Here is a 14,394-nt window from a genome sequence, read left to right on the forward strand (position 1 = left end):
GTGCGCGGACACCGCCGTCCTCAGTCGGTGAGCGGCGCGGCGGCGTTGCGGCCCCGCAACAGGTCGTACTGGCAGCGCAGCTCGTGCGCCTGCCTTGACAAGGTCGACTACTTGGTCGGACGTGAAGGGGAACTGCGGGCGCTCGCACGTGATCTCGACGACGACGCCGACTTTGAGGAAGTCGCCCGTAAGTTGCTGGCGATGCCCGTGGGTGCGGTTTGCGCGGTGGAAGCGTTCGGCTGCCGCATCCGCTCGAAGAACCTGCTGGAGCGCGTGAGCCTGCTGACGAACAACCTGGCCAAGGTCGCCGCGCTGGAAGCCGCGGGAATTGTGGTGAAGCGGGAGAAGTTGATCGTCGACCACCCCGGCGAACACACGTCGCGCTACCTCGAAGCCAAAGAACGGCACGGCCACGCGATCCTCACCGCTGGTAGCTTCGCCTGAGTGAAGGCTGCGTTCGTCGAGAAGCCCGGCCCGGTCGAGGAGATCCGCTTCGGCGACCTCCCCGATCCCGTGCCGGCGCTCGGTGAGGTGCTCGTCGAGGTCGTCGCGAGCACCGTGAACCCCGTGGACACGTTCGTGCGCAACGGGATGTGGCCGGTGCCGGGGCCGTGGCCGCTCGTGCTGAGCCGGGATTTCGTCGGCCACGTCGCGGACTCGGCGAACGGCTTCGCGGCCGGGGAAACGGTGTGGGGCAACAGTCTCGGGCACGGCGGACGACAGGGTGCGGCGGCCGAACGCGTTGCTGTCGCGGCGGATCGGTTGTACCGCCTGCCCACCGGAGTGGATCCGTTCGACGCCGTCGCCGTGGTGCACCCCGCGGCCACAGCGTACCTGGCGTTGTTCACACACGGCGGGCTGCGCGCCGGGCAGACTGTGCTGGTGGTCGGCGGTGGCGGCAACGTCGGGACCGCGTTGATCGAGCTCGCCGCCGCGGCGGGTGCGCACGTGGTGGCCACGGCGTCGGCGGCGGATCTGGACCACTGCGTGACTCGCGGCGCCGATCTGGCGCTGGACTACCGCAAGACCGAGCTGCCGGACGGCATCGACCTCTACGTGGACACCTCCGGCACCAACGACCTCGAAACCGCCGTGGCGCACCTGGCGTTCCGCGGCCGGGTCGTGCTGCTCGCGGGGCCGCGCACCCGGCCGGTGCTGCCCGCCGGCGAGCTGTACCTGAACGACCAGTCCGTGGTCGGGTTCGTCATCTCCCGGGCGACGGCCGCCGAACTGGCCAATGCGGCGGCGGCGCTGAACGAGCGGTTCGCCGCCGGTGGTCTGCGACCGCGGGCGGTGGAGCGGGTGCCGCTCGCCGAAGCAGCCGAAGCGCACGGGCGAATGGAACGTGGTGAGCTGCACGGGCGCCGGATCGTGCTCGTCGTCGGAGATCCTGTCGATTCCTGAGCACCTCGTTCGACGCACGGGTGGAAGCGGAAGCCCGACGAACGGAGAGCCCATGCTGCTCGAAGGAAAGAACGCAGTGGTCTACGGCGGTGGCGGAGCGATCGGCGGTGCCATCGCGTGCGCGTTCGCCGAGGAGGGCGCACGCGTCTTCCTGGCCGGCCGCACCCGCGCGAAACTCGACAAGGTCGCCGACGAGATTCGCGCGGCGGGCGGGCGCGCCGACGTCGAGGAGCTCGATGCCCTGGACGAGCAGGCCGTCGACGAACACGCCGACGCCGTTGTCGCCGCGGGAGGCAGCCTCGACATTTCGGTCAATGTCATCACCCACGGTGACGTGCAGGGCACCCCGCTGCTGGAAATGTCCTTGGCCGACTACGAACAACCGGTGGTCACCGCCGTGCGCACGACGTTTCTCACCATGCGCGCGGCCGGTCGCCACATGAAACGCCAAGGTGGCGGCGTCGTGCTCGTCTTCGGCGGCGACGGGGATCCGGTGCGCAGCCACCCGGTCGGCGGACTGCAGGTGGCGTTCGCCGCGCTCGAAGCCATGCGCCGGCAACTCGCCGCGGAGCTGGGCGGCTACGGCGTCCGCACCGTCACCCTGCGGACCGGTGGCGTGCCCGAATCGCTCCCCGCGGATTTCGCGCACACCGAGGCGGTCACGGAAGGAATCGCGAAGGGCACCATGCTCGGCCGACCCGCGACGCTCGCGGACGTCGGCGCGGTCGCCGCGTTCGTGGCCTCCGACCGCGCCCGCACCATGACCGCCGCGACGGCCAACATCAGCTGTGGCGCACTCGTGGATTAGCTCTTGCCACGCGCCGAGATCTGCTGCACGGCCCAGGCGTTGCCATCCGGGTCGGAGAAGTGAAAGAAGCCGATGTTGTCGAGGTCCTCGGGCCGGCCCGTGGCCGGGTCGGGCCCGAGGAGCTGGATCTCGCTGACGTCGACGCCGCCCGCGAGCAGCGTCTCGCGGGCGCGCGGCAGGTCGGCGACCACGAGCTGCAGGCCCTTGAGCGACCCGGGCGGCATCGGGGGCACCACGCCCTCGCCGACGACGATCGAGCACCCGGAGCCCTGCGGGGTCAGCTGCACGACGCGGGCGCCGGGCCCGACCACGGTGTCGTGGTCGACGTGGAAGCCGCACTGCTCGGCGTAGAACGCCTTCGCGCGGTCCACATCGGACACGGGAACGATGACGACCTCGAGTGTCCAGTCCATCCCCGAGTTCTAATCGGGCAAACCAGGCGGGTCAAGGTTCGGCGGTTCAACCACGCCGGAGTCAGCTACCCAGGAACCGCGACAACGCTTCGCGAGCCTTCGCGTCCCGAGAAGCCAGCGCCTGCAGCTCCTCGGCGAGCACCGTCACCCACTCCTCGACGTCGGTGTCCCGGCGGCTGATCACGACCCCGCGCACCACCTGGCGAATCTCGCCCGTGACCCCGCCGGACCGGCCGGCCGTGAGCACGAGCAGCTGGTGCGGCGTCGACACGCGCACCTCCACCGGCTGCCCGAGGCGCCCGGCCACGCGGTCGGCGAAGCTGCGCCGCCGGTCGATCTCGACCATGCCCGGCGGGAGGGCGTCGCCGAGGGTCTCGGACAGCACACGGGTGTAGGACTCGACGTCGGCGCGATCGGCGCGCAGGGCGGCCACCAGGAGGTGGAACTCGCCGGCCGGGCCGAGCTCTGACCCGGACATCAGTCGGTGAGGGGCAGCACGAGCTGCGGCTTGGTGATGCGGTGGTCGGGGCGCAGCGGCTTCACGGCGGTGCCGATGGCGAAGAACTCCGTCGTGTGCCCGCCCCATCGATGCGGCAGTGACAGCAGTTGCACCCCCACGATGCCTTCGGCTTTCAGCTGCTCGGCCTCGGCCTGCATACGCGACATCGCCAGCTCACGCGCGTCGTAGAGGGCCTCGGTGTACTGCGGGATCTCCACGTTCTGCCCGATATTGCTCATCGCCTGGCGGAACCGCTGGTGCGCGATGTGGTAGACGCACGTGCCCATCACCATGCCCAGCGGTGCGTAACCGGCTTGCACGAGAGTCCAGAAGTCCTGGCCGGACAGGTCAGACGTGAACGGCTTGCCCGTGTTGTTGCGCCACTCGCCGGGCTCGTCGGCCTTCACCGCGGTACCGACGGCGACGAACTCCGCCAGGTCGCTGCCGAACTCCTTGAACTCGATCTCCAGGCGTACGGCCACGATCCCGTCGGCGCCCAGCAGGTCGGCCTCGGTCTCCATGCGCGTCATCGCGAGCTCGCGCGCGTGGTACATCGCGGCCGACAGGCGGTCCATCTCCTGGTTCTTGCTCCAGCGCCCCATCTGGAACCCGACGTGGTAGATGCTCGATCCGAGCACCAGGCCCAGCGGGCGGAAGCCGGCCTCGCGCACGAGCAGGAACTCGTTCACGCTCAAGTCGGACGTGAACAGGCTCGTTGCCTGCCCCGGCCGCATCTCGGCGAGCCGGCGCATCGCATCCTCGGGGATGTGTTGCGCGGCGGGGTCCGTGGTCGTCACGGGGCCTCCTTCAAACTCGGTTCAGCGGCAGGATGGTGAGCGCGGACGTGGGCGCGGAGCTGCCGACGTGGAATCGGGCAATGGCGGTGCCGAACACGCTCGCCACCCCGGCCACGGCCACCTCGCCCAGCTGCCACGTGTCGAGCGACATCCGCGAGACGATCGCCCCGTCGGCGCCGGTGGTCTGCACGGTCTTGCGGAACTGGCTGCGCGCGTCGGCCCGCACCTCGGTGACGAGCCGGGTGTGGGCGTCGACCTCGACGTTCCCGGCCCACATCGTGGTCTGGTACTGCATGTTGTAGTCGAACGTGGTGTGCGCCGAGATGCCGATCGCGACGGCCGCGGGCACCCAGCCGGCCTGCATCAGCTTGCCGACGTCCTGGCCCGGCAGCTCGGTGGTGAACACGCGCCCGGGCCGTTGCGGCGTCTCCGCGCGCACCGCGGAGCCGAGCGCGACGAACTCCTGCATGGTCTCGTCGAGCCGAGTGACGGACGTGGTGATGCCGAGGACGCCGTCGGCGCCGATCGCCTCGGCCTCCAGCCGCAGCCGGTCCAGCGCGACGCGGTAGCCCTGACGGAGCGCGTCGGCGTAGATGGCGGCCTGCTGGTTGGGCGTGATGCCGAAGCCGGAGGTCCACCCGAGGCGCTCCACGACGCACCCCATGACCTCCCCCACGGGGGTGAATCCGGCGACTTCCGCGCCGACCGCGCCGGGGACGCTCAGCAGCGAGGTGCGCAGGCCGGACGAAGCGAACCGGTCGACGCGAGCCCGCGCGACCGGCGGCAGTCCATGGCCATCCCAGTCGGGCACTCGGACCTCCTCGCGGGCCTCGGCGCGGCCCTCAGCGTCCATCGTGGCACGAGGGGGAGACGAAGTCGGAACGAGAAGGCGGGGTTGTCCGGAACGTCCTTCAGTGTGTGGCGAGCTCCACGCGGTTGCGGCCCGCCTGCTTCGCCCGGTAGAGGGCGGTGTCGGTGGCGACCAGTACGTCGTCGACGCCGGTGAGGTGCTCGGCCGGGTAGAGAGCGCAGCCGATCGACACGGTCAGGTCGCTGATGACCGTGTCGCGCTCGGGCAGCGGCACGACGACCTGCGGGATGCGCCGGCGGATGCGGTCGGCGAGCTGGCCGAGTTGCTCCATCGTCGGCACGTTCGGCAGCACGATCGCGAACTCCTCGCCGCCCCAGCGGCCGCAGATGTCCTGGTCGCGCACCTCGCTGCGCAGCGCGAGGGCGATCTCGCGCAGCACGACGTCGCCCGTCGGGTGGCCGTAGGTGTCGTTGATGGCCTTGAAGTGGTCGAGGTCGAGCAGCAGCACGCCGACGGTGCCGTTGCCGGTGCGGGCGCGCTCGAGGTACTGCTCGGCCAGCGTGCGCCACCAGCGCTTGGTGGCCAGGCCGGTGGTCACGTCGGTGCGCGCGTCGCGCTGGAACTGCGCGAGCAGCAGGCCGCGGTGCAGCGCCACCAGCGCCACGACCACGCCGGTGAGCACCAGCGGGTTGGCCAGCAGGAGCAGCGCGGCGGTGACCAGGCCCAGGCCGATCGCGCCGGCTTCCAGCAGCTGGTCGCCGAAGCCGGAGAACAGGTCCGAGAGCGAGCGCGGCGGGCTCGAGAGCGCGATGGCCACCATCACCAGCGCCGTGTTGATGGCCCAGCGCAGGGCGGCCGCGAAGATGATGACGACCAGGTCGGTGAGGCCGGGCAGGAAGCCCGTGGCCGGCACGCCGGGGTAGTGGTGCATGCCCAGCGCGAGCACGGCGACCGCCGCCTGTGTGCCGCACAACACGGTCGCGGCGGAGAAGATCCAGCGGTGGGGGAGCACGGGCCGTTCGCGTGGCCAGACGCGCCACCACGCCATCGCGTAGGTGAACACGACCATCGCCGTGGCCAGCACGGCCGGCAGCGCCACCACAGCCGCGATGCTCCACACGGCCTTGGTGTCGACGTACGCGACCGTGGGCGCGCGGTTGTACTCGCGCTGGCGCTCGATGTGGCGCGTGGCCTCGATGGCGACTGCCGCGCACACGGCCAGCACGCCGAAGCGGATCAGGTCCTGCTGGTGCACCGGCACCAGCCACGCGGTGCTCACCGACGCCAGGATCGCCAGGAAGTTGACGAGGAGCACAAAAGTGCGGACATGAGAGGGCAACCGCCAAAGGCGCCAGCCCGTGAACCATCCGGCAGACCGGTTTGCTCGTCCGCGCACTCTTCACCTCACCCGGTTGGCTTCTACCGTAAACGACGGGGCGCGCCGTGTGCCGCCCGTGGTCCGGACTCTGGGACCTGGCCGGGGAATTTCGCCCGGACAGCCCAGTGCCCGGCCTGCGCAGAGGGGAGGTGACCACTGAGCGTAGTGGTGGCCCGCCGCGATTCCTTGGCGTACCTGGGAATCCGCGGCCTCCGGCCACTGAAGCCACTGACGTGCGACAACCACGATCGGTGACCGGCGGGCTCAGCGAAACCGCCGGTCGGCGCGGCCCTGGCGAGGAGGTGACGACGGTGCGCGACAACAACTGGACGGTCTCCGCTTGAGTGGTCTGGACCGTTGAGCTCGACCTGAGGTCGAGAGTTCCGGTGTTTTCGGTGCGTTCTGCGGGAGGAGGTGTCCACGGTGCAGGACAACAACTGGTGAGTCCGAACTGTTGGCGAACCGCGACGTGGAAAGGAGGTCCGGCCGTGCGGGACAACAACTGGTGACGGCCGAAGTCCGCTGAACAGCCGAGGTGAAAGGGGGTATAGCCGTGCGTGACAACAACTGGTGACCGACGAGCCCGACGAAGCACTGGCAGGGAAGGAGGTTTCGGCGATGCGTGACAACAACTGGGCCCGCTGAGGTCCTGAGGTCAGACCAACGAACACGACGAACGGAGAGGAGACGCCGGTGCGTGACAACAACTGGACCCGCTGACGCAAGTGGCCAACGTCCGTGACGAGTGGAGAGGAGCCGCGCGTGCGTGACAACAACTGGACCCGCTGATCCCCGCAGACGACCCCGACGACCCCGACGAGTCGAGAGGAGCGCCAAGTGCGCGACAACAACTGGACCCGCTGAACCCCGCAGGCCACCCCGATGAGCCCGAGAGGAGAAGCACGTGCGTGACAACAACTGGACCCGCTGAACCCCGCCCGGCAACCGAGACGACCCCGACCGAGACGACCCCGACCAGCCGAGAGGAGCGCCAGGTGCGCGACAACAACTGGACCTGCTGAACCGAGCCCGGCGAACACCCGACGAGGGGGTGAAAGGCATGCGTGACAACAACTGGACGTGAGTCCTGCCCGCGAGCGGGCCCGACCGTGCACGAGAGCCGCGAGCACCACGAGCACCACGAGGAGGTGGGTCGGTCGCCGGACGTGAGCCGTGAGGTTCAGGACGCGGCAGGTGGCGTGGCCCCGTCGAGAGGACTTCGACGGGGCCACGCCGCGCGCAGCCACGCCGTGGCGGCGAGGGCGGCGACCGTCGCACCGGCGACGGCCGCGACGGCCACCACGGTCGTGAGCGCGAGCACTTGCGCGAGCGCCCCGGCGGCCGCGATGGCGAGGCCCTGCGACGCCCGCAGCGCTGCGATCGCGACGCCGATCACCTGGCCGCGCTGCTCGGGCGGGGCGGCCAGGCTGTACTGCACCTGCGTGATCAAGTCGTGCGCGGAGAACATCCCGGACAAAGTCCACAAAACCACGATCACGGCGAGCCCGGGTGTCCAGGCCGTCGGCAGCAGCACCAGGCTGGTCGCCACGGCGAGCGGCCCCAGCAGCCGCGCCTGACGTACGCGTGGCAGCCGGCTGAGCAGCACCGCGCCGAGCAGCGACCCGACGGGGTTGGCGATGAGCAGCCACGGCAGCACCCCCGTGCCGCCGAGCTGTGCGGCGATCGGCACGGCCAGGCCTTCGGGCACCACGTAGAACCCGCTGCAGCACGCGATCGCCAGCAACGACCGCAGCCGCCGGTCTCGCCCGACCAGCCGGCAGCCCGCGACGAGCGAAGCCCACTGGGAGGCCGCCGCGGGACCCCGCTCGACGACGTCGACAGGGTGCGGCCGCAGCCCGCAGCGCAGCGCGAGTGCCGACACCGCGAACGTCACCGCGTCCACCGCCAGCGCGCCCGTCACCCCGAGCCACGCGACCACCGCCGCGCCGGCGCCGAAGCCGATCACGAGCGCCGCCTGGTACGTCGAGGACAACATCGCCTGGCCGACGGGCAACCGGTCCGGCCCGAGGATGTCCGGCAGCACGGCCTGCCGCGCCGCCTGGAACGGTCCCGCCGCCAGCTGCACGGCCACCAGCAACGCCGCCGCGACCGGCCACGGCAGCCCGGGAATCGCCATCACGGCCACGAGCACGGCGCGCAGCACGTCGGCCACCACGAGCACCGTGCGGCGCGGGAACCGGTCGGCAAGGCCGCCGAGCGCGCCGCCGAGCAGATCGGGCAGGTAAGTCAACGCGTACGTGAGCGCCGCCCAGCCCGCGGATTCGGTACGGTCGAACACGAGAACCGTGAGCGCGACGCGAGCCAGTTGATCACCGGCGACCGACAGCACGTGCGCGAGCCACAGGGCCCGGAATTCGGTCACGCCGAACACGTTTCGGAATGACGGGGCCTCGGCGCTCATATGATCAGAGTGTCCCGGGTCGGCCACACGGAGCAACCCCCGCACTCACCGGTGGGTCGTAGGGACACCCGGGCGAGCGCCGTGAAAAACTTGGCGATCGCCGTCCGTGAACGTCGCACTGAGGGGTTTTTCGTTGACCGAGGAGAGCCGGCAGATCGCCGGTCGCTACCAGCTCGTCGAGCTCATCGGCAGCGGCGCCATGGGCATGGTCTGGCGCGGCGAGGACAAGATCCTCGGCCGCGTCGTCGCGGTGAAAGAACTCCTCATGCCGATGAACCAAGGCGAGGAGAAGGTCGCCGAGGCGAAGAGCCGCGCCATGCGCGAGGCTCGCATCGCCGCGCGCCTGCAGCACCCCAACGCCATCTCCGTGTTCAACGTGGTCGAGTACGAAGACCGCCCGTGGCTGATCATGGAGTACCTCCCCTCGCGCAGCCTCTCGGCGAAGCTGCACGACGACGGCCCGCTGACCGTCGACGAGGTCATCCCCATCGCCGTGCAACTGGCCGGCGTGCTCACCGCCGCGCATCGCGCCGGCATCGTGCACCGCGACGTGAAGCCGGGCAACGTCCTGCTCGGCGAAGACGGCACCGTCAAGGTCACCGACTTCGGCATCTCCCGCGCGGTCGGCGACGTCACGCTGACGGCGACGGGCGAAATCTCCGGTACGCCCGCGTTCCTCGCGCCCGAAGTCGCGCGCGGCGAAGAAGCCATGTTCGCTTCCGACGTCTTCGCCCTCGGCGCCACGCTCTACATGGCGGTGGAGGGCGCGCCGCCGTTCGGCACGGCGGACAACGCGATCGCGTTGCTGTACCGCGTGTCCAGCGGTTCGATCACCCCGCCGAAGCAGGCGGGGAAACTGGAGCCGCTGCTGCTGAAGCTGCTGGAGCTCAAGCCCGAAGACCGGCCGTCGATGGCCGAGGTGCTCACCGAGCTGCGGGAGCTCGACGGCGGCGTCACGCCCGTCGCGTCGGTGCCGATCCCGCTGACGGTGCCCGCGCCGATCCCGGCCGCTCCGGCTCCGGCCGTCGCTCCGACGACTCCCGCCCCGGCACCCGTCGATCGAAGACGGCGCTCGATGGTCCTCGCCGGCCTCGGCGCGGTGCTCGTGGTGGTCATCGTCGTGGTGATCGTGCTGGTGAACCGCAACAGCGGCACGACCCCGACCGCCGGTGGTGCGTCGCCGGTGGTCAACTCGTCGTCCGCGAACTCCCCGGCTCCGACCACGAACCCGCCGACTACGCCGACGACACCGCTTTCGAGCGCCCCGTCGGCACCCAGCAGCCCACCGTCGTCACCGACGTCGTCGAGCAGCTCGGTCAACTCGCCGCAGTCGATGGAGGCCGCGCTGACGAACTACTTCTCGCTCATTCCCGGCGACCTGCAGCAGGGCTTCGGCCTGCTCACGGACAGCTTCAAGGCGAGCAAGCACCAGACTTTCGCCACGTACCAGAACTTCTGGGACGACTACAAGTCCGCGCGCGCGAGCAACGTGAAGTCGATCGGCACCGACATGCTCAGCGCTGACATCACCTACGTGTCCGCCAGTGGGGCCAGCCAGACCAACCACCACACGTACCACATGGTCAACGACAACGGCGTGTGGAAGATCGACTCCGAGAGCTGATCGCTCACTCCAGCAGCAGCTCGATGGCCCCGGCCGCGTCGGCAACGATGTGGTCCGGGGCCTTTTCGTCCCCATCCCACGCGCGCCCGCGATCGACCCACACCGTGTGCAGCCCCGCGGCCCGGCCGCCGGCGACGTCGGTCTCTTCGCCGTCGCCGACCATCCAGCCGTCGCGCAACGGCGCCTCGCAGCGTGCCGCCGCGATCTCGAACAGCCGCCGGTCCGGCTTGCCGACGCCTTCGTGTTCCGAGATCGCCCACCCGTCCACGAGCCCCGCGACGCCCGTGCACAGCAGGGTGGCGAGCTGCTGCTCGGCGTTGCCGTTGGTCACCACGCCGATCCGCCAGCCCGCCCCCCGCAACCGCGGCAAGCCGGCCAGCACGCCCGGCGCGGCGGGGATCAAGGCCGGGTGCCGCTGCCGGTACGACTCGAGCAGCTCCGCGGCGGTGTCCCGCAAGGCGAACCGGTCGCGCACGTCCTTGAAGAAGACGTCGCGCGGGGCGAGCCCGTCCTGGTCGGCGGTCGCGAGCCAGGCGGCGTCGTCGGGCGTCAGGCGGTGTTCCGCGCAGAACTCCCAAGCCCAGCGCCGGAAACCCTCCGCCCGGTCGACGAGGGTGTTGTCGAGGTCGAACAGCACGAGCCGCACCGAACGACCCTAAGCAGACATCGCGCGCACCCGCACGCTGATCCGGCCCGAACGACCCGAGCGGCGCAGGCCGACCGTCGGGTCAGCGCGCGAGCAGCTCCAGCGAGACCTCCCACAGCAGCGTCGCGACTTCGGGGTCGAGCGCGTGGGCCGCGACGCCGTCGTGTGACGGCGGGACGTGGGGCTCGGCTTCGTTGTTGTCCTCGAAGTAGCGGCCGCCGACGCCGGCCAGCAGGGGAGACACGGCGAGCAGCACCGAGGTCGACGCGCCCTGCTCGGTGGTCTTCCACGCGTAGGTCCTGGCGATCTCGGCGAACTCGGGGTCGTCGGCCTGGTGGCGCTGCAGGTTGGTGCGGATGCCGCCGGGCATGAGGGCGTTGGCGGTGATGCCGTCGGTGGCCCAGCGCCGCGTGGCCTCGACGGCGAAGAGCACGTTCGCGGACTTCGACTGGCCGTAGGCGGACCACGGGTCGTACTCGCGGCGTTCGAAGTGGATGTCGTCGAAGACGATGCCCGAGCGCAGGTGGGCGCTGGAGCTCACGGCCACGATGCGTGCGTCGCCGGTTTGGGCGAGGGCGTCGTGCAGGCCGAGCGCGAGGCCGAAGTGGCCGAGGTGGTTGGTGGCGAACTGGTGCTCCCAGCCTTCCGGCGTGCGGTTGAGCGGTTCGGCCATTACGCCGGCGTTGTTCACGAGGATGTGGAGCGGGCCCTGCCAGTCGCTCGCCAGCTTGGCGACGGAGGCGCGGTCGGCCAGCTCGAGGTGCTTGACGTCGACTGCCGCGTTGCCCGTGGCCGCCGTGATCGCCTGGGCCGTGCGGTGCCCGGCCTCGGTGTTGCGGACGGCCAGCGTGACCTCGGCTCCGGCCTGCGCGAGCGCGCGGGCCGTCTCGACGCCGATGCCGGACGCGCCCCCGGTGACGATCGCGCGGCGGCCGGTGAGATCGACGCCCGCGCTGACGTCGGCGGCGGTGGACTCCCTGGTGAACGGAGTGGTGATGCGCATGGCGTTCCTGTTCTGGACTCGATGCGGAGGAGTCTCCGGTTGAGTCCGACACTAACCGGAGGACCCTCCGTTCGCAAGTATGCTTGAGTTGACGGGAAGGAAAAGGGGAGAGGTGACCAAGCCGCTGTGACCAGACCACAACGCGCGGACGCACGGCGCAACCGCGACCTCCTGCTCGCGTCCGCGGTGCGGCTGTTCTCCGAGAAGGGCCTCGACGCCACGCTCGACGCGATCGCCAAGGACGCCGGCGTCGGCATCGGCACGCTGTACCGCCACTTCCCGACGCGCGAGGCCCTGATCGAGGCCGCGTACCGCAACGAGCTGGACCAGCTGTGCGACGCCGGCCCCGCGCTGCTGCAGGAGCTGCCGCACTACGAGGCATTGCGCACGTGGATGGACCGCTTCGTCGACTACATGACCACGAAGATCGGCATGTCCGACGCCCTGCGCGCCGTCATCGCCTCCGGTGGCAACCCCTACGCCCACAGCCGCGACCGCCTTAACTCGACCATCGAGCAGCTGGTCTCCCCGCTGATCGCCGCCGGCACCCTCCGCGACGACGTCCTCGTGGACGACGTCCTCATCGGACTCAGCGGCATTGCCCTGGCGGCCGGCCAGCCTTCGCAACGCGAGCAAGCAGGACGGCTACTCGACCTGCTGCTGGACGGGCTGCGCTTCCGCGGCTGAGCGGCCGGGTCACGGCGCGGTCAGGGGACGGAGCCGGCTGCCGGCACGCGCGGAGACTGTGCGCGCTCTTGAGGCCGATGGCCGCGAAGATCGCCGATCGGCCGGCCCGATTCCTCGGCTGGCCCGGCATGCGCTCACGGTAGTTCGGCGCGTGGGGACCGGTCCCGATGGTGAAGTCGCGGGCCGAACTTGACCTTGACATCGTGACAAGGTCTTCACTGGGTTGCAGGAGGTGGTCCCGATCAACACGCCACACAAGAACCCCAACCTGCCCGAAGCACTCAGCGCCGCCAACTCGTCGGTGCGGCTGCAGGCGGCTCTGGCGGCCGGCACGGACGCCGACCCCGGGCTCCTCGAGACCCTCGTGGCGCGGTGCGCGGTGGAGCCGGACTTCTTCGTGCGCGACATGCTGACGTGGGCGTTGACGCGGCTGCCGGCGGAGCTCACCGTGCCCAGGCTCGTCGTGGAGCTGCGGTCCGGGCATGCTCAGGCGCGGAGCCAGGCGTTGCACACCTTGTCCAAGATCGGCGACGTGAGTGTCTGGTCCGAGATCACGCGGTCGTTGCTGCGCGACGCCGACGACGAGGTCGCGCGGAGTGCGTGGCGGGCGGCCGTCGTGCTCGTGCCCGAGGCGGAAAAACCCGCGCTGGCCGAGGAGCTGGCAGCGCAGCTCGGACGGGGGGACCGGGACGTGAAGCTGAGCCTGAGCCGGGCGCTCGTCGCGCTCGGGGACGTGATCGAGCCGATGCTGCTGAAGGCACTGGCGAGTGCCGACCCGGTGGTGCGGGCGCACGCCCGCGCGACGGAGCGGCTGCTGCGCGACCCGGAGGCGGCGTTCGACCCGGCCGTCGACGAGGCGAAGCGGATCGCCGCGCTCGGACCGGAGCGTGCGGCGGAGGTGGCCGGTGCTGATCGGTGAGGTGGCGCGCCGCTCGGGGGTGAGTGCCCGGATGCTCCGGCACTACGACACCCTCGGGCTGGTGCGTCCCACCGGCCGCACCGTCGGCGGCTACCGCGAGTACTCCGCCGAGGACATCCGGCGGATCTTCCACGTGGAAAGCCTGCGGTCGCTGGGGTTGTCGCTGCGCGAGATCGGCCGAGCGCTGGAGGATCCGGCTTTCGCACCGTCCACATTGGTCGGTGAGCTGATCCGGCGGACCGAAGACCGGCTCAAGCGCGAGAAGGAGCTACTGGAGCGGCTGCGCCGGGTCGACGCGTCGGCGCCGCCGGGCTGGCAGGACGTGCTGCGCCTGGTCGAGCTGCTGCACGGGCTCGACTCGCCGGATGCCGCGCGCCGGCAGCAGGCCGCGCTGGCCCCGGTGGAGGAGGTTCCGGCGGAGCTGCTGGCGGAGGCGGTGCTCGCCGAACCCGACCAGAACGTCGCGGGTGCCCTGAGGTGGGCGCTCGCGCGGGCCGGCGGCGACGGGCTGGCGAGCTTGGCGACGGGTGTGCGTTCCGACGACGTCGAAGTCCGGCGGCGAGCGGTCCGCGCGATCGCCTCGCTGCCGGGGGAGGACGCGACGGCGGTGCTTCGTGAAGCGCTCGGGGACTCGGACCCGACGGTCCGCACGCGGGCAGCTTTGGCGTTGGGCGGCCGCGGTTTTCCCGAGGCCGTGCCGACGCTCGTCGGCATGGTGGTGGACGGGCCCAACGACGTCGAGGCGGCCGAGGTCCTGGGCGCGCTGTCGCTGGACGCCTCGTGCGCCGGCCCGATCAAGGCCGCGCTGGCCGACGAGCTCGCCGCCCACACGTCGGATTCGGCCGTGCGGATCCGGTTGACGCAGGCGCTCGCCGAGCTGTCGGCGGCCGAAGATCTCCTCCAGCGGCTGACCAAGGACGGCGACCCGGCCGTCGCCCTCGTCGCCTCGGCACTCGCGCGAATGCGGCGGTCTGATGGCTGAT

15 protein-coding genes are annotated in these 14,394 nt (G+C 70.9%); 7 read left to right on the forward strand and 8 right to left on the reverse strand.

All coding sequences use genetic code 11. From position 1 onward, the window contains the following. The first annotated feature begins 27 nt into the window (after nucleotides 1-27). Genes AB0H62_RS24275 through AB0H62_RS24285 form a run of 3 tightly spaced genes read left to right on the forward strand, consistent with a single transcriptional unit; the run spans nucleotide 28 to nucleotide 2,212 of the window. Complete coding sequence (locus tag AB0H62_RS24275) at nucleotides 28-444, forward strand: hypothetical protein (protein ID WP_220246647.1); 417 nt, start codon at nucleotides 28-30, stop codon at nucleotides 442-444. Continuing rightward, complete coding sequence (locus AB0H62_RS24280) at nucleotides 445-1,404, forward strand: zinc-binding dehydrogenase (RefSeq protein WP_360588319.1); 960 nt, start codon at nucleotides 445-447, stop codon at nucleotides 1,402-1,404. A 52-nt stretch (nucleotides 1,405-1,456) separates the two neighbouring features. Further along, complete coding sequence (locus AB0H62_RS24285; RefSeq protein ID WP_360588321.1) at nucleotides 1,457-2,212, forward strand: SDR family oxidoreductase; 756 nt, start codon at nucleotides 1,457-1,459, stop codon at nucleotides 2,210-2,212. Here AB0H62_RS24285 and AB0H62_RS24290 read toward each other — a convergent pair. The 6 genes from AB0H62_RS24290 to AB0H62_RS24315 form a co-directional block, all read right to left on the reverse strand. Then, a complete protein-coding gene (locus tag AB0H62_RS24290; protein WP_220246650.1) occupies nucleotides 2,209-2,625 on the reverse strand; it encodes a VOC family protein in 417 nt (138 codons plus the stop codon). The genes AB0H62_RS24285 and AB0H62_RS24290 overlap by 4 nt on opposite strands. Nucleotides 2,626-2,686: 61 nt before the next feature. Beyond that, a complete protein-coding gene (locus tag AB0H62_RS24295; protein ID WP_220246651.1) occupies nucleotides 2,687-3,103 on the reverse strand; it encodes a hypothetical protein in 417 nt (138 codons plus the stop codon). Continuing rightward, nucleotides 3,103-3,921: a heavy metal-binding domain-containing protein gene (locus AB0H62_RS24300; protein ID WP_255638696.1), complete on the reverse strand. Its 819-nt coding sequence runs from the start codon at nucleotides 3,919-3,921 to the stop codon at nucleotides 3,103-3,105. Before AB0H62_RS24300 ends, AB0H62_RS24295 begins: the two co-directional genes overlap by 1 nt. Before the next feature lie 10 nt (nucleotides 3,922-3,931). Next, nucleotides 3,932-4,732, reverse strand: a complete 801-nt coding sequence (locus AB0H62_RS24305) for a heavy metal-binding domain-containing protein (protein WP_360588324.1) — start codon at nucleotides 4,730-4,732, stop codon at nucleotides 3,932-3,934. 100 nt (nucleotides 4,733-4,832) lie between these two features. Continuing rightward, the gene (locus tag AB0H62_RS24310; RefSeq protein ID WP_255638697.1) at nucleotides 4,833-6,071 is read right to left on the reverse strand and encodes a GGDEF domain-containing protein; all 1,239 of its coding nucleotides are present in this window, start codon (nucleotides 6,069-6,071) and stop codon (nucleotides 4,833-4,835) included. A 1,219-nt stretch (nucleotides 6,072-7,290) separates the two neighbouring features. Further along, the gene (locus AB0H62_RS24315) at nucleotides 7,291-8,493 is read right to left on the reverse strand and encodes an MFS transporter (protein ID WP_360588327.1); all 1,203 of its coding nucleotides are present in this window, start codon (nucleotides 8,491-8,493) and stop codon (nucleotides 7,291-7,293) included. 172 nt (nucleotides 8,494-8,665) lie between these two features. Here AB0H62_RS24315 and AB0H62_RS24320 point away from each other — a divergent pair, with 172 nt between their 5' ends. After that, entirely contained in the window at nucleotides 8,666-10,156 is a 1,491-nt protein-coding gene (locus tag AB0H62_RS24320) for a serine/threonine-protein kinase (protein ID WP_220246655.1), read from the forward strand. A gap of 4 nt (nucleotides 10,157-10,160) precedes the next feature. Here the strand turns inward: AB0H62_RS24320 and AB0H62_RS24325 are convergent, their stop codons facing one another. Together AB0H62_RS24325 and AB0H62_RS24330 are read right to left on the reverse strand one after the other, a co-directional pair. Continuing rightward, nucleotides 10,161-10,802, reverse strand: coding sequence for an HAD family hydrolase (locus tag AB0H62_RS24325; protein WP_220246656.1), 642 nt, complete (start codon nucleotides 10,800-10,802; stop codon nucleotides 10,161-10,163). Between the two features lie 82 nt (nucleotides 10,803-10,884). Then, nucleotides 10,885-11,805: an SDR family NAD(P)-dependent oxidoreductase gene (locus tag AB0H62_RS24330; protein WP_220246657.1), complete on the reverse strand. Its 921-nt coding sequence runs from the start codon at nucleotides 11,803-11,805 to the stop codon at nucleotides 10,885-10,887. A 126-nt stretch (nucleotides 11,806-11,931) separates the two neighbouring features. Between AB0H62_RS24330 and AB0H62_RS24335 the strand changes: the two genes are divergently transcribed. The 3 genes from AB0H62_RS24335 to AB0H62_RS24345 all read left to right on the forward strand — a co-directional run bounded on the left by AB0H62_RS24335 (nucleotide 11,932) and on the right by AB0H62_RS24345 (nucleotide 14,393). Continuing rightward, complete coding sequence (locus tag AB0H62_RS24335; protein ID WP_220246658.1) at nucleotides 11,932-12,492, forward strand: TetR/AcrR family transcriptional regulator; 561 nt, start codon at nucleotides 11,932-11,934, stop codon at nucleotides 12,490-12,492. 232 nt (nucleotides 12,493-12,724) lie between these two features. Continuing rightward, complete coding sequence (locus AB0H62_RS24340) at nucleotides 12,725-13,411, forward strand: HEAT repeat domain-containing protein (RefSeq protein WP_360588629.1); 687 nt, start codon at nucleotides 12,725-12,727, stop codon at nucleotides 13,409-13,411. Beyond that, nucleotides 13,398-14,393: a HEAT repeat domain-containing protein gene (locus tag AB0H62_RS24345; RefSeq protein WP_360588330.1), complete on the forward strand. Its 996-nt coding sequence runs from the start codon at nucleotides 13,398-13,400 to the stop codon at nucleotides 14,391-14,393. Before AB0H62_RS24340 ends, AB0H62_RS24345 begins: the two co-directional genes overlap by 14 nt. Nucleotide 14,394 lies beyond the last annotated feature (1 nt).

Source organism: Amycolatopsis sp. NPDC050768 (assembly GCF_040654155.1).
Taxonomy (GTDB): Bacteria; Actinomycetota; Actinomycetes; order Mycobacteriales; family Pseudonocardiaceae; genus Amycolatopsis.

What these genes read in the sequence shown, in the direction of transcription:
- AB0H62_RS24285 (WP_360588321.1), top strand. Translation starts at nt 1,457, where the DNA reads ATGCTGCTCGAAGGAAAGAACGCAGTGGTCTACGGCGGTGGCGGAGCG.
- AB0H62_RS24330 (WP_220246657.1), bottom strand. Translation starts at nt 11,805, where the DNA reads ATGCGCATCACCACTCCGTTCACCAGGGAGTCCACCGCCGCCGACGTC.
- AB0H62_RS24295 (WP_220246651.1), bottom strand. Translation starts at nt 3,103, where the DNA reads ATGTCCGGGTCAGAGCTCGGCCCGGCCGGCGAGTTCCACCTCCTGGTG.
- AB0H62_RS24290 (WP_220246650.1), bottom strand. Translation starts at nt 2,625, where the DNA reads ATGGACTGGACACTCGAGGTCGTCATCGTTCCCGTGTCCGATGTGGAC.